This window comes from Kocuria sp. ChxB (assembly GCF_044359605.1).
GTDB lineage: Bacteria > Actinomycetota > Actinomycetes > Actinomycetales > Micrococcaceae > Kocuria > Kocuria rhizophila.
Window position 1 is genome coordinate 2,006,957 of record NZ_CP121123.1, and the last position, 22,486, is coordinate 2,029,442.

The 22,486-nt window shown below is 70.1% G+C and carries 18 protein-coding genes and 1 tRNA gene; 8 read left to right on the plus strand and 11 right to left on the minus strand.

The features are described from left to right. Positions 1-50: 50 nt before the first annotated feature. A complete protein-coding gene (locus P8S73_RS08880; protein ID WP_235005117.1) occupies positions 51-959 on the minus strand; it encodes a hypothetical protein in 909 nt (302 codons plus the stop codon). A 300-nt stretch (positions 960-1,259) separates the two neighbouring features. Between P8S73_RS08880 and rlmC the strand changes: the two genes are divergently transcribed. Next, positions 1,260-2,396 carry a 23S rRNA (uracil(747)-C(5))-methyltransferase RlmC gene (gene rlmC / locus P8S73_RS08885; protein WP_047978771.1) on the plus strand — a complete coding sequence of 379 codons (1,137 nt, stop codon included), beginning with the start codon at positions 1,260-1,262 and terminating at the stop codon, positions 2,394-2,396. Positions 2,397-2,535: 139 nt separating this feature from the next. Here rlmC and P8S73_RS08890 read toward each other — a convergent pair whose 3' ends face one another. Then, positions 2,536-3,075 (minus strand): gluconokinase, encoded by a 540-nt coding sequence (locus tag P8S73_RS08890; protein ID WP_047978772.1) that lies wholly within the window; start codon positions 3,073-3,075, stop codon positions 2,536-2,538. Between the two features lie 333 nt (positions 3,076-3,408). Between P8S73_RS08890 and P8S73_RS08895 the strand changes: the two genes are divergently transcribed. Further along, complete coding sequence (locus P8S73_RS08895; protein WP_047978773.1) at positions 3,409-4,158, plus strand: rhomboid-like protein; 750 nt, start codon at positions 3,409-3,411, stop codon at positions 4,156-4,158. Positions 4,159-4,318: 160 nt separating this feature from the next. Further along, a complete protein-coding gene (locus P8S73_RS08900) occupies positions 4,319-5,548 on the plus strand; it encodes an MFS transporter (RefSeq protein WP_059281797.1) in 1,230 nt (409 codons plus the stop codon). A 190-nt stretch (positions 5,549-5,738) separates the two neighbouring features. Here the strand turns inward: P8S73_RS08900 and P8S73_RS08905 are convergent, their stop codons facing one another. After that, positions 5,739-7,196, minus strand: coding sequence for an MFS transporter (locus tag P8S73_RS08905; RefSeq protein WP_039101370.1), 1,458 nt, complete (start codon positions 7,194-7,196; stop codon positions 5,739-5,741). A 152-nt stretch (positions 7,197-7,348) separates the two neighbouring features. Further along, positions 7,349-8,098, minus strand: a complete 750-nt coding sequence (locus P8S73_RS08910) for a sulfite exporter TauE/SafE family protein (protein ID WP_070636696.1) — start codon at positions 8,096-8,098, stop codon at positions 7,349-7,351. Between the two features lie 248 nt (positions 8,099-8,346). On the opposite strand from P8S73_RS08910, the gene P8S73_RS08915 reads away from it, so the two are divergent. Further along, positions 8,347-8,946, plus strand: a complete 600-nt coding sequence (locus tag P8S73_RS08915) for a bifunctional 2-polyprenyl-6-hydroxyphenol methylase/3-demethylubiquinol 3-O-methyltransferase UbiG (RefSeq protein WP_070636697.1) — start codon at positions 8,347-8,349, stop codon at positions 8,944-8,946. 49 nt (positions 8,947-8,995) lie between these two features. Here the strand turns inward: P8S73_RS08915 and P8S73_RS08920 are convergent, their stop codons facing one another. Continuing rightward, a complete protein-coding gene (locus P8S73_RS08920) occupies positions 8,996-10,099 on the minus strand; it encodes a type I restriction endonuclease (RefSeq protein ID WP_121242106.1) in 1,104 nt (367 codons plus the stop codon). 306 nt (positions 10,100-10,405) lie between these two features. Between P8S73_RS08920 and P8S73_RS08925 the strand changes: the two genes are divergently transcribed. The 3 genes from P8S73_RS08925 (at position 10,406) to P8S73_RS08935 (ending at position 14,325) form a co-directional block, all read left to right on the plus strand. Then, entirely contained in the window at positions 10,406-11,497 is a 1,092-nt protein-coding gene (locus P8S73_RS08925) for a DUF808 domain-containing protein (protein ID WP_070636612.1), read from the plus strand. Positions 11,498-11,622: 125 nt separating this feature from the next. After that, positions 11,623-12,660: an NAD-dependent epimerase/dehydratase family protein gene (locus P8S73_RS08930; RefSeq protein WP_039101373.1), complete on the plus strand. Its 1,038-nt coding sequence runs from the start codon at positions 11,623-11,625 to the stop codon at positions 12,658-12,660. Between the two features lie 279 nt (positions 12,661-12,939). Beyond that, positions 12,940-14,325 (plus strand): hypothetical protein, encoded by a 1,386-nt coding sequence (locus P8S73_RS08935; RefSeq protein WP_223110536.1) that lies wholly within the window; start codon positions 12,940-12,942, stop codon positions 14,323-14,325. A gap of 44 nt (positions 14,326-14,369) precedes the next feature. On the opposite strand, the gene P8S73_RS08940 is transcribed toward P8S73_RS08935, so the two are convergent. Genes P8S73_RS08940 through hisC form a run of 3 tightly spaced genes read right to left on the minus strand, consistent with a single transcriptional unit; the run spans position 14,370 to position 18,639 of the window. Beyond that, on the minus strand, positions 14,370-16,055 hold the full coding sequence (locus tag P8S73_RS08940) for a thiamine pyrophosphate-dependent enzyme (protein WP_121242108.1): 1,686 nt from the start codon (positions 16,053-16,055) through the stop codon (positions 14,370-14,372). Between the two features lie 11 nt (positions 16,056-16,066). Continuing rightward, the gene (locus tag P8S73_RS08945; RefSeq protein ID WP_039101375.1) at positions 16,067-17,500 is read right to left on the minus strand and encodes an amino acid permease; all 1,434 of its coding nucleotides are present in this window, start codon (positions 17,498-17,500) and stop codon (positions 16,067-16,069) included. A 5-nt stretch (positions 17,501-17,505) separates the two neighbouring features. Continuing rightward, a complete protein-coding gene (gene hisC / locus P8S73_RS08950) occupies positions 17,506-18,639 on the minus strand; it encodes a histidinol-phosphate transaminase (RefSeq protein WP_181950985.1) in 1,134 nt (377 codons plus the stop codon). 188 nt (positions 18,640-18,827) lie between these two features. Between hisC and P8S73_RS08955 the strand changes: the two genes are divergently transcribed. Then, positions 18,828-19,316, plus strand: a complete 489-nt coding sequence (locus P8S73_RS08955) for an Lrp/AsnC family transcriptional regulator (RefSeq protein WP_019311071.1) — start codon at positions 18,828-18,830, stop codon at positions 19,314-19,316. Positions 19,317-19,476: 160 nt separating this feature from the next. Here the strand turns inward: P8S73_RS08955 and P8S73_RS08960 are convergent, their stop codons facing one another. The 3 genes from P8S73_RS08960 to P8S73_RS08970 form a co-directional block, all read right to left on the minus strand. Next, on the minus strand, positions 19,477-20,952 hold the full coding sequence (locus tag P8S73_RS08960; protein ID WP_052239282.1) for an RNA-binding domain-containing protein: 1,476 nt from the start codon (positions 20,950-20,952) through the stop codon (positions 19,477-19,479). Positions 20,953-21,164: 212 nt separating this feature from the next. Further along, positions 21,165-21,248 (minus strand) — tRNA-Leu (locus P8S73_RS08965). Positions 21,249-21,421: 173 nt separating this feature from the next. Next, positions 21,422-22,336 (minus strand): metal-dependent hydrolase, encoded by a 915-nt coding sequence (locus tag P8S73_RS08970; protein ID WP_396350562.1) that lies wholly within the window; start codon positions 22,334-22,336, stop codon positions 21,422-21,424. Positions 22,337-22,486 lie beyond the last annotated feature (150 nt).

Genomic DNA, 22,486 nt, shown 5'->3' on the forward strand with positions numbered 1-22,486 from the left:
GGCAACGCCGCGGGCCGGGCCCGGGGACCGTGCTGGTTCCCGGGCCCGCCTCACCGCACGTCGATGCCGAACACCCGCTTGACCGCGGTGACCACATGGCGCCCGTAGCGCTGCGAGGACGGTGTGGAGGAGAACGGCAAGAACCGGCCGGGCACGTCCGGGTGGGTGATCTTGCCGTGCGTGGGCCCCGAGGTGGTGACCTCGAAGCCCGCCGCGCGCAGCCGTTCCAGCAGCTCTCGGCGGTTGGTGGGGTAGCGCGTGCCGCTGCCGCCGGGCTTGGCACCCGTGCGCTCCAGGGAGTCGGGGGTGTCCGCCCAGGTCTCGTCCGGGCGGCGCGCGATCGCCCAGCCGCTGCGGTAGATCCCCACCACGCGGTGCTCCGCTCGCGTGACCTGCACGCACAGCGGGCCGCGCACGTAGTAGTCGGTGCGGCCCAGGTCCGCGGTCCACGTGTCCTCGGGGTCCGCCACCACGGCCCGCAGGGCGTCTTCGCCCACGTCCCACACACCGTGCACGTCCACCCCGTCCGCGGGGACGTCCAGCTCCCGCTCCTGCCCCGGTGCGGAGTCCACCGTGTAGAACGCGTTCTCCGGCGTGCCCGTCACCGGGGCCACCCCGGACCGCAGCCGCGCGACCATGGCCGCGAGCTGCGGGTCCACGGTCAGCTCGCGGGGCGCGTCTCCCACGGTGGCCGCGGGCGCCGGGCGCGGTCCGGGTCCCGGCTTGGGCGTCCCACCCGGTGCCACGTGGGCCGCAGCTCCGGGTGCCGCGGGGGACGACGCCGCCCGCGTGCCCCGTTCTGCCGCGTTTCCTCCTGCGGTGGTGGCCGTTCCCTCCTCGCCGGCGGTCCCCGGGGCCGCAGGGGACGGGCGCCACGAGGTGTAGTCCACCGGACGCACGTCCCGCGCGGGATCGGTGCGGCCCCGCATCACGGCGGGGGAGGGGCGCTGGGTGCTCATGGCTGTGGTCCTCGGGGTGGGCGGCGAATGCCCTCACGGTGCCACGATCCTCGGGTCCACGCCACACGCCGGGATCGCAGGAGGGCAGGATGGGAGCGCGGGCTGTGCGCCCGGTGGTGGCGGCGCGGGGTCGAGTGCGTGGCTTAGCCCCCGTGCGCGGCCCGCACGTCGGGGGTCGCCCTGGCGTCTGGCGTCACGCCGTGGCGGACGAACGGGGCCCCGCACCGGGTGCAGCCCGCGGGAGCCGGCCGTGCGGCGTCGTCGTGCCCGGCAGGGGAGGCCCGCCGTACACTCGGGCGGGTGGAATGCGGATACTACGACCGGGGTGAGTGCCGGTCCTGCACGGTGATCGAGGTCCCGTACGCGCGGCAGCTGGCCCGCAAGCAGGAGCTGGTGCGGGAGCTCGTGGACGCGCACGGTGCGCCGCGGTGGCTGGAGCCGGTGGCCTCGGCGGAGCGGGGGTTCCGCAACAAGGCCAAGATGGTGGTGGCCGGTGAGGTGGGGTCGCCCACGCTCGGCATCCTGGACGGCGCCGCGGGCGTGGACCTCCGGGACTGCCCGCTGTACCCCGAACCCGTCACGCGGGCCCTGCACACGCTCGCGGAGTTCATCGGGCGGGTGCGGCTGCTGCCCTACGACGTCGCGAAGCGCCGCGGCGAGATCAAGCACGTGATCGTCACCGGCAACCCCGAGGGCCGGCTCATGGTGCGCTTCGTGCTGCGCAGCACCCGTCAGCTGCCCAAGATCGCCGAGAACCTGGACCTGCTGCGCGAGCTGGTGCCCGCCGCGGACGTGGTTTCCGTGAACATCCAGCCCGAGCACAAGGCCGTGCTCGAGGGCCCCGAGGAGATCCTGCTGAGTGAGCAGTCGGAACTGGTGATGCGCCTCAACGGGATCGACCTGCGCGTGCGGCCGCGCTCCTTCTTCCAGACCAACACGGCCGTGACCGAGCAGCTGTACCGACAGGTGGCGCAGTGGGTGGACGCCGTGGGCCCGGCGAGCGTGTGGGACCTGTACTGCGGCGTCGGCGGCTTCGCGCTGCACGTGGCCGGGCCGGGGCGCGAGGTGGTGGGCACGGAGATCTCGGAGGAGGCCGTGGCCTCGGCGCGGGACACCGCCCGGGCGATGGGACTGCCGCAGGACGGCCCGGGCTCCGTGCGCTTCCTGGCGGACGACGCCGCCGCGACCCCCGCAGACCTGCCCGGCACCCCGGAGCTCGCGATCGTCAACCCGCCGAGGCGCGGTCTGGACGCCTCCCTGTGCGCGTGGCTCGAGACCTCGTCCGTGGGCCACGCGGTGTACTCCTCGTGCAACGCCACGACCCTCGCGCGGGACCTCGCCCGCATGCCGTCCCTGCGCCCGGTGGAGGCTCGGCTGCTGGACATGTTCCCCCACACCGGGCACTACGAGGTGGCGGTGCTGCTGCGGCGCGGCTGAGGGGGCAGGCAGCGCCCGGCGCAGGACGACGCCGCCGGGCCCGGGGGCAGCGCGCGTCCGCCCCGTCGATTCCGTCCCGCGGCCCCGAGACCTTCCGCCGGGAGGGCCCGGCCCGGACGATTCGGTCAGGCCGGCGCGCTCAGGACTGTGCGGCCACGAGTGCGCGGAGCCTCGTGACGGCGTCGTCCACCATGTCCGCGACGGGCTGGTCGATGTTGAGCACGTACCCGCCCTCCTCCTGGGCGAGCGGCTCCAGGGTCTCGATCTGGGACTCCAGCAGCGCGGCCGGCATGAAGTGCCCGCTGCGACCCTCGATGCGCCGGGTCAGCACCTCCACGGTGCCGTCCAGGTGCAGGAACAGTGCGGAGGGCGCCTGGGAGCGGATGCGCTCGCGGTAGACGCGCTTGAGCGCGGAGCACGCCACCACGAGGCCCTCGCGGCGCTCGCCGTGCTCGTGCAGGGTGCGGCCCACGATCTCGAGCCAGGGCCAGCGGTCGTGGTCGTCCAAGGGGGTGCCCGCGGCCATCTTCTGGACGTTCTCCAGGGGGTGCAGGCTGTCCCCGTCGATGAACTCGACCCCCAGCTCGTGGGCCACGAGCGTGCCGATGGTGGTCTTGCCGGAGCCCGAGACCCCCATGACCACCACGAGCGGTGGCAACGGTTCGCGCACCCGGCTCATGCCCCGGCCCCCGTGGTGGGTGCCGGGTGTGCTGCCGGGCCCTGTGGGGCAGAGTCCCGGGGCGCGGGGCCGGTGCGGACGTCGTCGTCGTTCACGGTGTTCCTCTCAGACGGAGCGTGACCACGAGGTCACCCGGTAACCCTGCCACGCCGGGGGGCCTTCGTGCGAGACGGGCGTGTCCGAAGGGGACGGGGCGACGACGCCGCCGGGCCGGCTGTGCACGACCCCCCGCTCCCCGACGGCCCACCGTCCTGGCCGCGCCGCGGGAGGCGCGGTGTCCCGGGCGGGGGCACTCCGCTGCCGGGGCGTGCACCACGGGCGCATACTTTCCCCGTGATCACTCTCGCGCTCGTGCTGCTGGTGGTGGGGTTCCTCTACGCCGTGGACCACGCCTGGCCCGGGTTCCGCGGGATCAGTGCGTGGTGGCTGCGCCGTGGTGAGCCGGTCAAGGACTGGGTGCGCCGGGCCCCGCTGACGTACCTGTACCTCACGCTGCTCACGTTCACCACGTGGCTTTTGGCCAACACCTCCGAGCCGCTGCGCAAGGCGTTCCTCGCGGAGCAGTCCACCAACCTGCACGAGCTCAGCACCAACCCGGTGACGGTGCTCGTGCGCAGTGCCATGTACGTGTCCCCCGTGGAGCTGCTCATCTGGTGGGTGGGGTTCAGCCTGGTGGTCGCACCCCTGGAGCACCGCTTCGGATGGCAGCGTACTCTTGCAGGGTTCGCACTGGGGCACGTGGGCGCCACCGTGGCCGTGGCCTACCTCCAGGTGTGGCTGTTCCGCACCGCGGAGCTGCCCGTGCCGTCCCCCGTGCTGATCGACGTGGGGGCGAGCTACGGGTTCTGCGCCCTCGCCGCGCTGGCCACCTACCGGGGAGCGCTGCTGCGCAGACTGCTGTGGGCCGGGGCGCTCGTGGCGCTGCTCGCCACGGGCCTGCTCCTGGACCTCGACTGGTCCTCGATCGGGCACACCGTGGCGGCGCTGCTGGGGTTCGCGTTCTGCCGGCTCGTGCGCCCGGAGGCCGCGGTCCACCACGAGGCGCGGGTCCGTGCCCGGCGGCTCTACCAGAGCGAGCACTGACCAGCCGGCGCGGCAGGGTCCGTCCCGCTCTGGACCCCATTTGTTACCGGCGAGTTTTGTGACCTGTCCCACCCTGCCCTAGCATGCAGACACTGTTCAGGGGTCGCGTGCCGCCGGTGGCGGGCCCCCACCCCGAGGGTGACTGCGAGGGAATGACGTCATGAGAACCAAGCCCTGGATGAGGGTCAGTTCCGCGCTGCTGGCGGTGGCGTGGGGAGGCAACGAGTTCACGCCCCTGCTGGTCATGTACCGCACGGTTGAGGGCTACGAGCAGGTGGCCGTTGACATGCTCCTTGCGGCATATGTGTTGGGCATCGTGCCCGCACTGCTGATCGGTGGGCCGCTCTCGGACCGGCACGGGCGCCGCACGCTCATGATCCCGGCCCCGGTGCTGGCCATGGTGGGCAGCATCCTGCTGGCCGTGGGTGCCGAGAGTCTGCTCCTGCTGTTCGTGGGCCGGGTGTTCTCCGGGCTGGCCCTCGGGCTCGGCATGGCCGTGGGCACCTCCTGGATCAAGGAGCTCTCCGAGAAACCGTACGAGGAGCACCCCGAGCGCGTCTCGGGAGCGCGTCGCGCCTCCCTGTCCCTGACCGCCGGGTTCGCCCTCGGTGCCGCGGTGGCCGCGGCCCTCGCGCAGTTCGCGCCCCTGCAGACCGTGCTGCCCTACATGATCAACCTGGCGATCTGTCTGCCCGCCGTGTTCCTGGTGGCCGGCGCTCCCGAGACCCGGCGCGCCACGCCCCCACACGGGCCGCTGCTGGCGGACCTGAAGATCCCGGCCACCCGGCAGCACCGCTTCTGGTTCGTGGTGGCGCCCTCCGCCCCGTGGGTCTTCGGCTGCGCGGCCTCTGCCTATGCGATCCTGCCCGCCCTCATGGCGGACGTGGTGGGACCGCAGTACGGGATCGCGTTCTCCGGGCTGATGTGCCTGGTGGGGCTGGGCTTCGGGTTCTTCATCCAGCCCCTGGGCAAGCGCCTGGACCGGGACGGCTCCATCCGCTCGCTCGCCGTGGGGATGTGCGCCGTGATCCTGGGGATGCTCGCGGCGGTGCTGGCCTCGGCCACCCTGAACCTCGCGCTGGTGCTGCTGGCCTCCGCGATGCTGGGCTGCGGCTACGGGCTCGTGCTGGTCTCCGGCCTGCAGGAGGTCCAGCGGATCGCCCGCCCGGACGACCTCGCCGGGCTCACCGCCGTGTTCTACTCGCTCACCTACATCGGGTTCTTCGTGCCCATGGTGCTCGCGCTGATCTCCGAGTTCACCACCTACCCCTGGCTGTTCGCCTCCGGCGCCGTGATCGCCACCCTGTGCCTGGGCATCATGGCCTACGGCCGCCGCCACGAGGTCCGGGACCTGGACGCGGTGGAGGCGGGCGCCGCCGGGCGCTCCTGACCTTGTCGCGACGACGCCGCACGCCACCGGACCCGGCGCGGGTCACGGGGCGTGCGGCGTCGTCGGTCGTGGACACCGACCGCGCCGTGCGGTGACCGCCGGAATTCTGGCCCTGCGGCGTCGTCCGCGAAATGGCAGGGTCCGGGGCCGGACGGCGCAGCGGACGCGCGCCGCCCGGCACGGGGCAGGCTCAGGAGCGGGTCTCCTGGGCGTCCGTGCCGCTCAGCGAACGGTGGTGCGCCATGAGCTGCTTCTCCCGCGGCAGGACGCACAGCAGCAGGGCGATTGTCAGCACCACGGACAGCGTGAGCAGCCCGTAGGTGGCGCCCCAGCCGAACTCGTGGACCACCCACCCCACGCCGGTGGACGCGAGCGTGGCGCCGAAGACGTAGCCGAACAGGCCCGTGAAGCCGGCGGCCGTGCCCGCCACGTGGCGCGCGGACATGTCCAGGGCCTGCAGGCCGATGAGCATCACGGGGCCGTAGATGAACGCGCCGATGAAGAACAGGAACACCATGAGCAGCCAGTACGGCGTGCCCACCGGGGCGAGCCAGTAGGCCACCAGGAACACGCCCACGCCGAGCATGAACACGATGCCGGTCCAGCTGCGGTTGCCGCGGAACACCTTGTCCGAGACCCAGCCGCACGCCAGTGTGCCGAAGATCCCGGCGAGCTCGAACAGGGAGAAGCCGGCGATGCCCTGTGCCAGGGACATGCCGTGGTGCTCCGCCAGGTAGGTGGGTGCCCAGCTGAGCACGCCGTAGCGCAGGGAGTAGATGAACACGTTGGCCAGCGCCAGGAACACCATGGTGGGGTTGAGCAGCACGTGCTTGGTGATGATCCCCCAGTAGGAGGACCCCTCGAGGTCGCTCGCATCCGCTTCGACCTTGGCGGGATCGTCCCGGTACTCCTCGATCGGGGGCAGGCCCACCGCTTCCGGGCGGTCCCGGACCATGACGAAGGCGATCGCGGCGACCACGAGAGCGCCGAGAGCCGGGACCCAGAATGCCGACTGCCACGAGTCGCCCGTGATGGCCAGGCCGAAGGCGGCCAGTGCGCCCACGCCCATGCCGCCCACGTTGTGCGCGGTGTTCCAGATGGCGGTCTTCCAGCCGCGCTCGTTCGTGGAGAACCAGTGCACGAGCACGCGCCCGCACGGCGGCCAGCCCATGCCCTGCACCCAGCCGTTGAGGAACATGACCGAGGCGAAAAGCGCCACCGAGGCGGAGACCGCGGGGACGAACGCGACCACGAGGTTCGCCACGGCGGACAGCGCCAGGCCGATCGGCAGGAAGTACCGCGCGTTGGAGCGGTCCGAGATGGTCGCGGAGAAGAACTTGGAGAACCCGTAGGCCAGCAGCACGGCGTTGCCGATGATGCCGATCCCCACGGTGCTGATGGTGCCCTCGTCCATCAGCAGGGGTGCGATCAGGGAGATGTTGTTGCGGATCAGGTAGAACCCGGCGTAGCCGATGAAGATCCCGAGGAACACCTGCAGGCGCAGGCGGGGGTAGCTCCGGGCGACCTCGTCCTCCGGCAGCCGGGGGGCCGTGGGTGGGGCAGCCAGCCAGCGCAGCGCGCGGGGCGCGCTCCTCGCGGAGGCGGGGTCCGCGGCGGTTGCGGCGGACTGTGGTGAGGGTGCGGACATGCGCTCCACCTCTCAGGTCTCGGGGAAGGGCCGCTGCTGACCCGGGGTGCCCGGAGAGTTCAGCCGGTCGTGTTCCCCGGAGGAGCGGAGGAAAACGCCATGGTACTCACAGGCGCTCGCCGGTTTCGAAGGCGCGGGGCATGTCGCCCGGATCAGGCGGTCAGCAGGGTGATGGTTCCGCGGGCCAGCACGACGACGCCGCCCACGGTCGCGAGCGTCATGGCCAGTTTCTGCGCAGTCGCCTTGGACATGTGGCGGGCCAGCCATGTCCCGATCGCAATCCCGGCCAGGACCGTGAGCACGAGGGCCACCACTGCCACGAGCGCCGGAACGGGCAGGGCGAAGTGCACACCCGCCACCAGCTTGGAAGCGGCCGAGAGCGCCCCCATGGACATGAACACCGGCTGCATGGTGGCCGCGAAGTGCACCTGGTCCCACCGGGTCACTCGCGAGTAGATGACCATGGCCGGCGCCGCGACACCCGCAGTGGCGTTGAAGAACCCGCCGATCACGCCCGCAGGCACCACCGTGGCGCGTCGGGAAGCGTAGGGGGTGGCGGGGGAGAAGCGGGTGATGGCCAGCCCCGCGAGCACCACCGAGCCCACGGCCACCTGCAGCCACGCGCTGGGCACGTGGCGCACCACCACGGCCCCCGCCACGATGCCCGGAACCGCGGCCGCCACCAGGACGGCGGCGTGGCGCCACTCCACGAGCCGGCGCACGGAGAGCGTGATGAGGAACCCGGAGCACGTGGTGGCGGCGTTGGTGGCCAGCACGCCGGCACCCGGTCCCATGAGCAGGGACAGCACGGGCGCCACCACGAGGCCCACACCGGTGCCCGAGACCCGTTGCAGGATCGTGCCCACCAGGACGGCGGCCAGGGCGGCCAGCAGGATGCTCATGTGCTGCTCCTCGGGGTACGCCGCGCGTGTGCGGTTGGCGGGGCATGGCGCGGGGTCCGTGGTGCGGTGCACGGCAACCCCGTGAACGGGGTCCATGCTCTCAGACGGGGCGCTCCCTCGTGGCCGTGCGCACCGGGGTGACGCCGCGGCGTCGTCGTGACCGGTGGCGGGCCCGACCCTGGCAGCGGCGGGCAGCGGCGGAGGACGGTCCTGGCGTGCGGCACCGCGGCAGGGCCTACCCTGGCCCCATGGTGGAACAGAGCAGGTGGATGGCCCAGGTGGCGCAGAACCCGAGGCACTCGCAGTGGTACATCGACAGGTTCCGCACCATGGCGCGGCGCGGCGAGGACATCGTGGGGGAGGCGCGCCTCGTGGACGCCATGGTCCCCCGCAGGGCGAGGATCCTGGACGCCGGCTGCGGGGCGGGTCGGATTGCCGGCCACCTCCACGGGGTGGGCCACACGGTCACGGCCGTGGACGTGGACCCCGAGCTGATTCGCGCCGCCCGCGAGGACCACCCCGGGCCGGACTACCGCGTGGCGGACCTCGCGCTGCTGACCGAGCTGGACCTGGGCGACCCTTTCGACCTCATCGTGTGCGCCGGCAACGTGATGACGTTCCTGGCGGAGAGCACGCGCCGGGACGTGCTGCGCGGTTTCGCCGCCCACCTGACGAACGAGGGACGCGCCGTCGTGGGCTTCGGCGCCGGACGCGGCTACCCCGCCGGAGACTTCCTCGCCGACGCCGCCGCCTCCGGTCTGGCACCCCAGCTCACCCTGGCGGGGTGGGACCTGCGCCCCTGGACCGAGGACACCGACTTCATGGTGACCGTTCTGGGGCGCCGATGACCCAATAAGCGCGGGGTGTAGATGACTGGCTGGGCCAGCCATCTACACGTCAGGCGCTCAGCCGTTCAACCGTGGCTCGCAGTTGATCGCTCAACGTGTAGATCTGCTCAAGGGCGTCCAAAGGGTGACGAGTTTCACTCTTGTTTTCATCCAGGATGCCGATGTACTTCTGGCTGCGGTTGAAGTGCAGCCGAGCAATGGTCTTTCTATTGTTGTTGTCCAGAAGGATCGCGCAGTACGACTTCGCGTCCCGGTATGAGACTCGGGACATGTCCACTTGATTACAGACGATGGCGCGCACGATATTGAAGGCGGAGAGTTCCTCCGCAGTCGTGATGATTTCCTCCTGGGTCTCTTCGAGATCCCGCACAGCTTCCTCTTGGCTGCTGATCTCTCCAGCAGGGTCGACTTCTGGGGGGAGCGGTGGTGGAGTGGAGCCAGCCCCCAACGCGGTCGCGAGCCGGTTGTTCACCTGCTCGTTGAGGAACTGCTGGGATGCCTTGCCCACCAAAGGGGTGAACTGCTCCCTCACCTTCTGCGTGAACGCGCCTTCGTAGACCCGGTTGGTGAAGAAGCGGATCCAGTCGTCAGAGGGGTCTTTGAACTCTGCGGCGATGGCCCGCTTGATCTGTCCCACATATTTCAACTCACCCGCCGCGCTGATGATCGAGTCCAGGTCGAACTCCGTCTTGCTGAGCTTGAGCAGCTCGGGGAGCAACGTGGTGTCGATGTCGAGCAGGTCCAGAACGAGGAACGGTTTCGCGTCCATTCGGTTGGGTGCATCGAGATCGGTGTAGAAGTGGTACTTCTCGCCATTTGTGAGGACGGCGATGCGGGCATTCGTCACTGCGAAGTACCTGTACAGTTGCGAGGCGTGCTCCAGCGAGAGGGGTGAACCGACGTGTTTGCACTCGATGAGCATCTGGATTTGGCCATCCTGGACGATGGCATAGTCGATCTTCTCGCCCTTCTTGACGCCGACATCGGCAGTGAACTCCGGAACGACCTCGGACGGGTTGAAGACGTCGTACCCGAGGATGGTGGAGATGAAGGGCATCACGAAAGCGTTCTTCGTGGCCTCCTCGGTCTCCAGGGCGGCCTTCTGATGGGCCACCTTGGTAGCCAGTGCGGACAACCGCTCTGCGAAATCCATGCTTCCTCCGAGTGCACAGGGGAGGGCGAAACCTGGGCTGCAGGCTGTTGCCCCCGGATGAAAATTTGCGAAACTGCATACACACTACTGAGATGTCGACACTTTACGGGCTGATTCGCGCGAGTCTCGATCCAGCAGCACCTCTGTGTCGCCAGCGGGAGCGCCGAGTGGTTCGAACCGAGTGGCATCGGAACGTCACGTATCTCTTCTCGCGGGACCAACGCCAGTCGCTGGGGAAGGCTCCCGGGCAAACCCCGTACGCTTGACCCGCACACGTGTGTTGGGTGAACGGGAAGAGGTACACGCATGTCCGCTGGACTTGCCGCACTGCTGGACGACGTCGCGGCGCTCGCCAAGATGGCGGCCGCGAACGTCGACGACATTGCCGGGGCCGCCGGGCGGGCGAGCGCGAAGGCCGCGGGCGTCGTCGTGGACGACACCGCCGTGACCCCCCGCTACGTGGAGGGCATCAGCCCGAGCCGCGAGCTGCCGATCATCAAGAAGATCACGATCGGCTCGCTGCGCAACAAGCTGCTCATCATCCTGCCGATCGCCCTGATCCTGAGCGAGTTCGCGCCGTGGTTGCTCACGCCCCTGCTCATGCTCGGCGGGACCTACCTGTGCTTCGAGGGTGCGGAGGCCATCGGCGAGCACCTGTTCTCCAAGGGCCACGCGGAGAAGAAGCCTGCAGCGGAAAAGGGCCCGGATGCGGAGAAGAAGATCACCGCGGGCGCCATCCGCACGGACCTCATTCTCAGCGCGGAGATTATGGTGATCTCCCTCAACGAGGTGGCCAACGAGCCCCTGCTGGCCCGCACACTCATCCTGATCGCGGTGGCCATCTTCATCACGTTCCTGGTCTACGGGGTCGTGGCCCTGATCGTGAAGATGGACGACATCGGCCTGGCCATGGCCAAGCGGGACTCGGAGAAGTCCCAGCGCTTCGGTGAGTTCCTGGTGCGCGCCATGCCCTCGGTCCTCAACGTGATTTCCATCGTGGGCATGTTCGCCATGCTGTGGGTCGGCGGACACATCATCCTGGTGGGCACGGCGGAGCTGGGGTTCACCGCCCCAGAGGAGCTCGTCCACCACCTCAGCGAGGCCGTGCACCACGTGGCCGTGGTGGGCCCGGTGCTCGCGTGGCTCGTGGAGACGGTGTGCGCGCTGGTCCTCGGCGTCATCTGGGGCGCGATCATCGTGGGCATCGTCCACGTCCTGCCGTTCGGCAAGAAGCACGACGACGACGCCGCGTCGGCCTCGGAGGCCGATGCCCAGGGCACTGCGCCCCGGCAGGACCAGGGCTCCGGGACCGCGGCTCCTGTCCACGGTTCCGACCTCGGATCCCCGAGCGCCGGCTCGGGATCGAGTGCGGCGCAGGATCCCTCCACCGGTCGGTGACCGCGCGCCGATCCGGCCACCGCTCAGGTCGCGGGTGGGCCGGGGGCATGGACCGGGTGTTTCCCCGGGGTGCCTTTCGTGGCGGGTGTTCGGGGACCGTCTGACCTCCGGGCCATACTGGGCCTATGGCATACCCCACCCAGCCCGTCCTGGTCACGGGCGGCACCGGCTTCATCGCCGGCCACTGCATCCTCCAGCTCCTGCACGCGGGGCGGCCCGTGCGCACCACGGTGCGCTCCGAGTCGAGCGCGCGGCGGGCCCGGAGCATCCTGGTGCGTGCCGGTGCGCAGAACGTGGACCTGCTCGAGTTCGTCACGGCGGACCTCACACGGGATGACGGGTGGCTGGACGCCACCCGGGGAACGGCGGGGGTTCTGCACGTGGCCTCCCCGGTGGCGCCGGGGCGTGTGGAGAACGAGGACGATCTCGTGGTCCCCGCCAGGGAAGGGGCGCTTCGGGTGCTGCGGGCCGCTGCGGACACCGGAGCACCGCGCGTGGTGCTGACGTCCGCGTTCCACGCCGTGGGGTTCGGGCACGGGGCCGTGGACCGGGTTTTCACGGAGGCCGACTGGTCCCCCCTGGACGGCCCCGGCATGGACGCCTACGGCCGGAGCAAGGTGCTCTCGGAACGGGCGGCCTGGGACTTCGCGGAGCGTCACCCGCAGCTGGAGCTGGTGACCATGCTTCCGACTGCCGTGGTGGGCCCCGTGCTCAGCGACGCGGTCACAGGGACCAACCACATGCTGCAGATGCTGCTGAACGGCAGGATGCCCGGCGTCCCGGACGTGGCCGTGCCGCTGGTGGACGTGCGGGATGTTGCCGCCGCGCACATCTCCGCGCTGGGGGCGCCCCGCGCCGCCGGGCAGCGCATCCTGGTGGCCTCGCAGGAGGCAGCCACCCCGCTGCGGGAGGTGGCCGAGCTGCTGCGCACCACGTTCCCGGAGACCCGGGCCGGCAGGCCCGTGCGCCGCGTCCCGTCCGGTCTGATCCGCGCCGCCGCACTCGTGGTTCCGGCGGCCCGGAGCATGGTCCCTGACCTCGGGACCGTGAAGCGGGTGTCCGCTGCACGCCAGCATGAACTCTTGGGCATCTCTCCGCGCCCGTGGGGCACAGCCGTGGTGGACGGCGCCCGATCCATGGTGGAGCGGGGCCTGGCGGGATGAGTGTGGTGTCCGTCGCGGTCCCGTGGCCCACGCCACCTCTGAAGGACCGGGCCGCACGCTCTGGGCCCCGCCCGGCGTCCTGAGCCCACCGTCCGTACCGCGGGAGGGGGAGTCACCGCAGGTCAGAACGGCCAGCATCGCAGAACAGGAGACCAGGGGATGGCATGATCGTTCACTGGACGGACGTGCGCCCCCGGCACGCCTGACCACCGCCGCGACCGGGCCTGAGCTGACCGGTCGGGGCCACAACTGCACATCCCCCTCAGAAAGCATCCCCCCATGCCTTCCCCCCGTTCTTCCGTCATGCCCGCTGCAGTCCTGTGTGCGGCAACCCTGACCCTGCTGGCCGGCTCTCCCGCCGCAGCAGCCCCACCGCAGCCGCAGCAGGCGACCGTTCAGGCGCCCCGCGCGGTCCCTCCCACCACGGCGTTCCACCAGAGGTTCACCGCGGCGGGACTGACCTCCACCTACCACGTCTACGCGGACGGCCTGGACCCCTCGAAGGCCGTGGGAGCGGTCTTCTACCTGGGTGGCGACTACGACAAGCCCGGCGAGTCCTGGGTCCACGACCCCGGGGGATCGCACATGCGGGCCATGGCCGCGGAGGCCCGGAAGAAGAACATGGTGCTGGTGGTCCCGATCTCACCGGACCGTCAGGCCAGGGGCAACGGCATCACGTGGTGGGAGGAAGCGGATGCCAACGGCGACTGGTTCCGGGCCCTGCAGAGCTCCCTCACGGCCCGGTACGGGCTGGACACCTCCCGCGTGTGGCTCACCGGCTACTCGGGCGGTGCCGAGTTCATCACCTACGAGCTGCTCGCGGACCGGCAGAGCTGGATCAAGGGCGGGGGTGCCACGATCATCGGCGGCGGCGGCTCCTACGGGATGCAGACGGACCCCGGGGCCGCGGTGCGCTCCCTGCCCCTGAGCTGGCACGTGGGGTCCGAGGACGTGGCGGGCAGCACCAACCCGCCCACGTGGTCGGCCCGCAACGCGGCGACCAAGGGCCAGAAGCGCTACGTGAAGGACGGGTTCACCCGCACCTCCCTGTCCACCCTGCCGGGGGTCGACCACGAGGAGTACGACATCGTGGGCCTGTTGCGTCACGACCTCGCGGCACTGCCCCCGGCTCCACCCGCACAGACCTCGTCCTGGTTGAAGGGCGCCATCAGGACCGACTACCTGGCCACCGGCGGGGCTGCGCGCTACGGACAGCCCACCTCCCCCGAGAAGCCCACGGGCCACCGGGGCGGGGTCTACCAGGGCTTCACGGCCAACTACACCTACTACTGGAGCTCGCAGACCGGGGCGCACCCCGTGAAGTGGGGGACCGGCATCGGCAACGCGTACCGGGCCGCCGGTCTGGAACGCGCGTGGGGATATCCCGTGATGGCGGAGAAGCCTCTCTCCGGTGGGGCGTACCAGGACTTCCACCAGGGCAGCGCCCGCTTCCGGGCCATGTACTCACCCCGCGGAGGAACGCACGTGGTCAAGCTCAGCGGGGGGATCGGCTCGGCATGGTCCAGGGCAGGACACGAGCACGGCTGGGGCTTTCCCGTCACGGACGAGTACGCGGTGTCCGGGGGCATGGCGCAGAAGTTCTCCAACGGGTGCACCGCCACGTGGCACCGCGCCACGGGGAAGGTGACGGTCGCGCGGGGCTGACCACGGCGGCGTCGTGCCCCGCCGTGGTCACCGCTGCCGCGCGCTCAGGGCCGTTCCGGCTCCGCGGCCTTCGCGCGGCTCGCGGGCATGAGGAACTTCCAGGGGCTCTGCTCGAGGGACAGCGGCATGGGCACCTCGATCACCGTGGGGCGCCGGGCGGCGATCGCCTCCGTCATGGCCGTGCGCAGCTCGTCCGGGGACGTGGCGCGCAGGCCCAGGGCACCGAAGGACTCCGCCAGCGCCACGAAGTCCGGATTGGCCAGCTCGGTGGCGGAGCCGTGGCCGTAGATCCGCACCTGGTCCGCCTGGACGTTGCCAAAGGCCTGGTTGTCGAACACCACCGTGATGAGGTTCAGCCCGTGCTGCACGGCGGTGGCGAGCTCCTGCACGCCGTACAGGAAACCACCGTCCCCGGTCACGGAGACCACCACGCTGTCCCGGTTCGCGGCCTGCACCCCCAGCGCCGTCTGGAAGCCGTATCCCAGGTTGCCCTGGTAGCCGCTGGTGATGAAGTGGCGGGGCTCGTAGACCTCCAGTGCAAAGATGGACGCGAAGCCGATCTGCGAGACCTCCTCCACGAAGTATCCGTCCCGGGGGAGCGTCTCGCGGATCGCGGCCAGGTAGTCGCTGTGGGGCTGCAGCTGTGCAATCTCGGCCCGGACGCCCTCCTTGACCTCCTCGAACTCCGCGGAGCGGGATGCCCGTGCGGGCATGTCGTCGAGGGCTTCGAGCAGCTGCACGGTGACCGCCCGGGCGTCCCCGGTGAGCGGCACGTCCGGCGTGAGCCGATCCTGCTGGGCCGCGTCGATGTCCACGTTCACGGTGCGCAGCCCCTCGGGGGTGTCCGGCCAGCGGAACCACACGAGCTCCTGCCGGGTGCCGATGCCGAGCAGCACGTCCGTCTCCGCCCAGCGCTCGAAGCCCTGAGCGCTCGTGAACCCCAGCGGGTGCTCGTCGGACACGATCCCGCGACCACCCCGTAGGGACACCACAGGGGCCTGCAGCTTCTCGGCCAGGGCCAGAATCTCCGTGCCCGCGTGCCGGGCACCGCTGCCCACCATGAGCATGGGGTTGCGGGCGGAGCGCAGCAGCTCCGCGGCGCGGGCCACCTCACCCGCGTCCGCCTCCGGTGCAGCCACGGGCGGCGCCACCACGCTCTGCATCTCCGCCTTCTGCGTGAGCACATCCCACGGGATGGCGACGACGCTGGGTCCGGGCCGCCCGCCGGTCGCTCGGGTGAACGCCTCGGCCACCGCCGCGGGCACCTCGGCGGGGTCGGTCACGGTGCACGCGGACTTGGTGAACGAGGCCACCGTGGCCTGCTGGTCCGGCATCTCGTGCAGGTGGCCCATCCCCCTGCCGATGAACTCGGTGGGGATCTCGCTCGTGAGGCACACCGTGGGCGTGCTCGTCGCCAGCGAGGTCAGCATGCCCGCGCCGGCATTGAGCACGCCCGGTCCGGGCACCACGCTGAACACGCCCGGGCGCCCGGTGGACTGGGCGTAGCCCAGCGCCATGTAGGCGCTCGCCTGCTCGTGCCGCGTGGCAATGACCTCGATGCCGGGTTCCTTCCGCAGAGCCTCGAACAGCTCGTAGGTCTGCACACCGGGGATCCCGAACACGGTGTCCACGCCGTGCTCCCGCAGCGCCGCCACGGCGGCCCGACCGGCGGTCGTCCCGCGGGGCGAGCCGGAATCGTGGGCGGCCGCGGCGTCGTCGTGCGTGCTCATGCGTGCCGCTCCTACTCGCCGAGGTCCGCGTGCTCGGTGGCGGGCTGCTCGGAGCGGCGGGTCACGAACACGCCCGTCAGCGCGATCAGCGCCGTGGCGGTGACCGTGAGCAGCAGCTGGTTGCGGGAGGCTGGGTCGAACATGGTGACCACCACGATCAGCACGAGCATGGCCACCGTGAGGTAGGACAGGAACGGGAAGAGCGGCATGGTATACGTGCTGGCACGCACCCCGGGATTCTCCCGCTCGCGGCGGTGGCGCAGGGTGATCTGCGAGGCGGCCACGGAGATCCAGATGATGATGATCGTGGAGCCCACGATTGCCAGCAGCGTGTCCAGCACCTTGCCCGGGAACAGCGCCTCCAGGATGCTCGCCACGAACCCGAAGGACACCGTGAGCAGCACGGCGCGGCGCGGCACACTGTTGTGCGCGGTGCGCTTGATCGCGGCCGGCGCGTAGTTGCGCTGGGCCAGGGAGTGCATCATGCGTGACGCGGCATAGATGTTGGCGTTGAGCGCACTGAGCAGGGCGAACACGGCGATCAGAGCCATGATGCTGCCCGCAGCCGGGAGGCCGGCGACGTTCAGCACCGCCGCGAAGGGGCCCTCGGGCGGATCCGCCTGGGAGGGCGGCAGGATCGCGACCATGATGAACACCGAGCCGATGTAGAACAGCACGATGCGCCACGCCACGGTGCGGATGGCCGTGGCCACGCTCTTCTGCGGGTCCGCGGTCTCACCCGCGGCGATCGCCACGATCTCGGTGCCGCCGAAGGAGAAGATCACGATCAGCAGGCCCGCACCCACACCGGCGATCCCGGTGGGGGCGAAGTCCTGGAAGTTGGACAGCCCGCCCTCGTGGCCGGGGATCACTCCGAAGAGCATCAGGATGCCGACCACCAGGAACGCCAGGATCACGCCCACCTTGAGGAACGCGAACCAGAACTCGAACTCGCCGTACTTGCTCACGGCGAACATGTTGATCACGGTGAAGACGGCCATGAAGACCAGGCTCAGCACCCATGTGGGTGGCACGCCGATCCCTGCCACGGAGTCCCCCAGGATGCCCGTGAGGATCGTGGCGGCTCCGTTGGCTTCGGCGGCGGTCACGACCGCGAGCTGCACCCAGTACAGCCAGCCCACGGTGTACCCGGCCACGGGGCCGAAGGCGTTCTGCGCGTGGGTGGAGAAGGCGCCGCTCGTGGGGTTCGCGGCGGAGAGCTCGCCGATCATCCACATGATGAGGACCACCAGGGCGCCCGCCACCACGTAGGAGACGAGGATGGCGGGGCCCGCCACGGCCACGCCCTTGCCGCTGCCCAGGAACAGGCCCGCGCCGATCGCGCCGCCCAGTCCCATCATGGTCAGCTGGCGGGGCTTGAGGCCGCGGACGGTCTTGGTGGAGGCGTCCGGGGCGTGACCCGGGGCCTGAGGGGTGGTGCTCATGGGGTTCAGCCCTCGTTCCGGGAGGTCGCGGCGCCGTCGAGGTGGGCGCGGACTTCCTCCGCAGCCACCAGGAAGGCCTGGTTGCCGGCGGGGGAGCCGATGCTCACGCGGATGCCCTCGTCGGTGAAGGCGCGCACGATCACGCCGTGCCGGGTGAAGATCTCCTCCGCGGCCGCGGTGTGCTCACCCGTGCGCAGCCACACGAAGTTCGCCTGCGACTCGACGACGTCCCAGCCCTGCTCCGTGAGCCGCTGGTGCACGTGGTCGCGCTGCTCCACGAGGGCGGTGATGCGCTCCTCGACCTCGGACTCTGCGGCGAGGCTGGCCAGGGCCGCCTGCTGCGCCAGGTTGGTCACTCCGAAGGGAATGGCCACAGCCCGCAGCGCGGCGCTGATGTAGTCCGGGGAGATCGCGTAGCCGATGCGCAGACCGGCCAGCCCGTACGCCTTGGAGAACGTGTGGAGGACCACCACGTTCGGGTAGGCGCGGAAGAAGTCGATGCCGCGGGCCGCGTCCGGGTCCACGTTGAAGTGCACGTAGGCCTCGTCCACCACCACGAGCACGTGCTCGGGGACCTGCTTCATGAACTCGTGGAGCTCGTCAGCGGTCACGGAGGTGCCGGTGGGGTTGTTGGGTGTGCAGACCAGGATCACCTTGGTGCGCTCGGTGACGGCCGCGGCCATGGCCGGCAGGTCGTGGCGCTCGTTCTCGTCCAGCGGCACGTGCACGGCCTTGGCGCCCGCGAGCCCCGTGAGGATCGGGTACGCCTCGAAGGAGCGCCACGCGAAGACGACCTCGTCGCCCTCCTCGCACACGGCGCGGATGATCTGGGAGGCGACCTCCACGGAACCGCTGCCGAAGCTCACGGACGAGGGCTCCACGCCCCAGCGGCTGGCCACGGCTTCCGTGACGGCCTGGCAGGTCATGTCCGGGTAGAGGTTCATCTCCGGGGACATCTGGTTGACCGCGTCCAGGACGGACGGCAGGGGCGGGTACGGGTTCTCGTTCGAGGACAGCTTGTACGTGATGACGTCGGACGAGGCCGCGGACTTCCCCGGCTTGTACGGGGGAAGCGACTGCAGGGCGGAACGCAGGGACACGGCGGATCGGGCCGCGTCTCCCGAAGAATAATGGGACACGAAGGACTCCTTGCGGGATCTGTGGTGGCAGTCACAGTGACACAGCCCATGGGGGCGCACAACCGGGTCAGTCCGGAGTGAGCACAATGTGCAGTTCTCAGCGTGTGTGCCGGTGATCACTGCACAATATGTCATGTGCAACGCGTGTGCGGTGGCACTCAGGCGGTACTCAGGCAAGGGGATCGGATATGAAGATCGACGAGCTCGACGTCCGGATCGTGCAGCTGTTCAGCGAGGATTCCGGGATCGGGGTGCTCGCGGCGTCGCGCGCGCTCGGGGTGGCCCGCCCCACTGTGCAGTCCCGCCTCGACAAGCTCAAGGCCGCCGGTGTGATCCAGGACGTGGCACCCACCTTGAACCCGGCCCGGTTCGGCTACCCCGTGATGGCGATCGTCTCCATCGAGATCAGCCAGGGGGTGGGCCACGTTCCCGTGGGGGAGGCGCTGCGCGAGATCCCCGAGGTGATCGAGATGTACACGGTCTCCGGGGACCACGACGTGATGGTCCGCGTGGTGGCCCGCTCCAACGACGACCTGCAGCGGGTCATCGACGCGATCGCCCGGACCGGAGCCGTGAACCGCACCCGCAGCGTGGTGGTGCTGCAGACCCACTTCCAGAACCGGGTGCTGCCGCTGTTCGCGCAGGTGGGCGGGTCGGCCGCGGCACAGGAGGGATAATTCGGGCCCCGGCGAGTTGAGAAGTCGCGAACAACCCAAATGGATGCCTTGGTTCGTACCGGCGCACCCACCACTGCTCGTGCAGTGCGGCTTGCAGTCTTTCGTGGCGGACGCGCAACTGCCCATTTTCGAAAGATGGTTGTCGACGACGGTGGCAGCCCTATGCGTCGTTGTTCATGACGTACCGCGTCCCCTTGCGTCCCTGGCCGCCCTGCATCGCCACAAGACCCTCCGCGAGCGGCAAGCGCAGGGCATAGCGGAGTTGGGATGTGGTCAAACCCGTCTGGACTGCGAGATCTTCCAGCCGAAGAGGGGAATGGAGACGCAGAACCTCCAGCACCTTGGCTTCGTGAACGGTAGGGGCGGAGGTTTGCGGCGTGGCCTTGCTGCGCTGCGCTGCGCTCGCAGCAGGCGGAGTCCCGGAATGCGGGGTCTGGCTCGTGGGGCGCCACAGCAGTGCCTTGAACTGCACCCCCGTGTCGTGCAACTGCGGGCGCGGCAGGCCGTGCCGGCGGGCGGCGTCGTAGACCTCCCGGAGCCCGCCGCCCTCGCCTTCGATGATCGAAGCGCCGTCACTCGTGGTGAGCTTTTTTGCCATCTGGTAAACGCGCTGGTTCACTGCAGCCTGAGCATGGTCCTCACTTTCAAGCTGTGCGAGAGACACCCCGCGCAGTCCCCCGGGGCTCAGGACGAACAGATTTCTTGGCGTCAGTCTGACCTGGATCGACTTGCCCACACCGAGGGTGTTCGGTCCCAAATCCCGGTGGACGAGAGCATTTCCGATGAGCTCTCGGACGGCGTTCAACGGGATCTCGGCCACGGATTCCATGTGCCCGTCTTCCCTGTACCGCTGAACTGTGCCCAGGTTCCGCCGAACCCATGCCAAGAGGTCTTCGAGAAGGACGGGGAGTGGCCCGGTGAAATCCTCCAAATTCTGATTTCGAACATTGCCCCCGCTCTCCGGCAGCTGCACGGCAGCCGTGACAGTGAGCCCTGGATAGTGTCCCTGGGGATACATGCCGAGGGCATAGAGTCCTGCGAGGGTCGGAACGCCGTCCGCCGTCACCACCGAGGTCGTGCGAAGAATCTTGTCGTCGTCAAGCGATCGAAGACGCTGGTCCCGCTCGCGGGTGGTGTGAAGGTACGCGCTCACCGCCTCGGGCAGCAGATCGTCGATGGAGCGGCCCCGCGCTGGCTGAAGGTCGTAGTCGACCTGTTCGTCAGCGTGCAGCTTGGCCACCTCCAGCATCCGGAGTTCGTGTTCCTGCATGGTGTAGTCGCCGTCCGATTGCCGTAGGTAGGCTCGACCGCCCGTAGTTGCCGGTTTGTCGACGATGCGCAATGGGGCAACGTGGGCCACGAGCACGACACGCCCATCGAGGGTGTGGGTTTCGGTCGTGATGTGCGGGGAGGGGGACACCGATTGTCTCGCGGTAGCTACGAGCCCGCTTTCTGCTGCTGCGACGTCGTCCAGTCCTGTCACGTCGAACGACCCCGAGGACTCGTCGACCCCCAGGATGATGCTTCCGCCTCCGGGCATGTTTGCGAAGGCACAGATGGTGTCGGCGAGGTGGGGTAGGCCACCGGACGCCCGTTTGACTTCGACCGAGGTGGTGTCTCCCCTGCGGGCGCGCATGTCTTCCAGAACGGACTGCAGACGGGCGGTGCTCCATGCCGTGGCGTCAGAGTACTGGCATCAGTGACAAAATTGGGAGTTTGATTGACACTTTGATTCTCAGTGACGGTGCAAGTGAGTGACAAGTGCGTGATGAGAGTCCCCGGGGGCGCATGACCATCGGAATGACAGAAGTCCCGCCCGACCATCCGGTCGAACGGGACTTCCTGCGGTGCGCGAGGGGGGAGTTGAACCCCCACGCCCTCTCGGGCACACGGACCTGAACCGTGCGCGTCTGCCTATTCCGCCACTCGCGCTCGTTGTCCCACTCGGCGTACGCCCGTGAGCAACGTCGAAAAGCCTACCCCACCCTGCCCGGGTTGGCGAATCGTGGCCTCGGAAGGCGGGGTGCGGCGCGCGACAGCGCGTCGCGGCGTGCTCGGAGCCGGGGCCGACGCCGCCCGCGACCCGGGCCGCGGCGTCGTCGCCATCACATGCTGACCGTGAGCCCCGTCCACGCGATCGCGGCGCAGAGCAGCCCCGCCACCGCGTACAGCGTGACGGGCACGAGCAGCAGGATCTCCCGGCCGGATCCGGCGTTGCCCAGCAGGGGGAGGCGCACGAACGAGCGCCGCCGGTAGAGGGAGGCGGGGAGCGGGAGGGGGAGGCGCAGCGGCCACAGCAGGTGGATGCCCTGGGTGGTCAGCAGGTCGCCGGCCATGTGCACGGCGCACCCGAGTCCCACGGCCACCACGAACCAGTGCGGATGCTCCGGGGGGTGCGCGGCCACGAACGCCCCGAGCAGGATGCCCACCACCCAGTTGGCGTGGGAGAGCCGGTCCGGGACGAAGGCCAGCACCTTGACCGCGCACGCGATCAGCAGCACGGACAGCACCGCGGCCAGCGGCCACACCTGCCCGGGCAACAACGCCGCCGCGTCACCGACCGCCCCCGACCCCCCGGACCCTGCGCCCAGCCCGCCGGACACCACGGCACCGGTAGCCGCACCGCCTGTCGTGTCCGCCGCGGACTCCGTGCCGCTCCACTGCAGGGCGTCGCCCACCGGAACAGAAGCGCGCTGGGAGAGCTCGGCGAGCACCATGATCGCAAGCAAGCCCAGAAGCGAGTGCGTGCCGCGGCGGTGCCCGCCGGCGAGTCGGCTCAGACCCTTCGCGAGCCAGCGCGAGACCGGCGGCAGGGACCGTGCCACGGTTCCGCCCGGGTGGTCGAGGTCCGTCAGCAGGGCCGCCCCGGCGCAGATCAGCGCGCCGGTGACCACCCCGGGATCCCCCACGGGCATGAGACCGAGGCCCACGGGGAAGGAGACGTCCGCGAGATCCACGGTGTAGGTGCCGGTCAGTGCCACCCACGCGGCGGCACCGCACGCGGCGTGGCTGGGGCCCATCACGGGGCGGTCCTGGGCATGGGGCGGTCCTTTCCAGACCTCGGGGAAGAAGAGAAACCCCAGGTTAGGAACGGGTTCCGACCCGCATAAGCGCCCTCCGGTCAGCGTCCTGGGCCGGTCTGCGTGGGGGCGACGCCGCTCGCGGACCGG

What these genes read in the sequence shown, in the direction of transcription:
- P8S73_RS08940 (WP_121242108.1), bottom strand. Translation starts at nt 16,055, where the DNA reads ATGAGCACGCACGACGACGCCGCGGCCGCCCACGATTCCGGCTCGCCC.
- P8S73_RS08910 (WP_070636696.1), bottom strand. Translation starts at nt 8,098, where the DNA reads ATGAGCATCCTGCTGGCCGCCCTGGCCGCCGTCCTGGTGGGCACGATC.
- P8S73_RS08920 (WP_121242106.1), bottom strand. Translation starts at nt 10,099, where the DNA reads ATGGATTTCGCAGAGCGGTTGTCCGCACTGGCTACCAAGGTGGCCCAT.
- P8S73_RS08880 (WP_235005117.1), bottom strand. Translation starts at nt 959, where the DNA reads ATGAGCACCCAGCGCCCCTCCCCCGCCGTGATGCGGGGCCGCACCGAT.
- P8S73_RS08955 (WP_019311071.1), top strand. Translation starts at nt 18,828, where the DNA reads ATGAAGATCGACGAGCTCGACGTCCGGATCGTGCAGCTGTTCAGCGAG.
- P8S73_RS08935 (WP_223110536.1), top strand. Translation starts at nt 12,940, where the DNA reads ATGCCTTCCCCCCGTTCTTCCGTCATGCCCGCTGCAGTCCTGTGTGCG.
- P8S73_RS08905 (WP_039101370.1), bottom strand. Translation starts at nt 7,196, where the DNA reads ATGTCCGCACCCTCACCACAGTCCGCCGCAACCGCCGCGGACCCCGCC.
- P8S73_RS08915 (WP_070636697.1), top strand. Translation starts at nt 8,347, where the DNA reads ATGGTGGAACAGAGCAGGTGGATGGCCCAGGTGGCGCAGAACCCGAGG.
- P8S73_RS08925 (WP_070636612.1), top strand. Translation starts at nt 10,406, where the DNA reads ATGTCCGCTGGACTTGCCGCACTGCTGGACGACGTCGCGGCGCTCGCC.
- P8S73_RS08890 (WP_047978772.1), bottom strand. Translation starts at nt 3,075, where the DNA reads ATGAGCCGGGTGCGCGAACCGTTGCCACCGCTCGTGGTGGTCATGGGG.
- P8S73_RS08900 (WP_059281797.1), top strand. Translation starts at nt 4,319, where the DNA reads ATGAGAACCAAGCCCTGGATGAGGGTCAGTTCCGCGCTGCTGGCGGTG.
- P8S73_RS08945 (WP_039101375.1), bottom strand. Translation starts at nt 17,500, where the DNA reads ATGAGCACCACCCCTCAGGCCCCGGGTCACGCCCCGGACGCCTCCACC.
- P8S73_RS08930 (WP_039101373.1), top strand. Translation starts at nt 11,623, where the DNA reads ATGGCATACCCCACCCAGCCCGTCCTGGTCACGGGCGGCACCGGCTTC.
- P8S73_RS08960 (WP_052239282.1), bottom strand. Translation starts at nt 20,952, where the DNA reads ATGCGCGCCCGCAGGGGAGACACCACCTCGGTCGAAGTCAAACGGGCG.
- P8S73_RS08970 (WP_396350562.1), bottom strand. Translation starts at nt 22,336, where the DNA reads ATGGGCCCCAGCCACGCCGCGTGCGGTGCCGCCGCGTGGGTGGCACTG.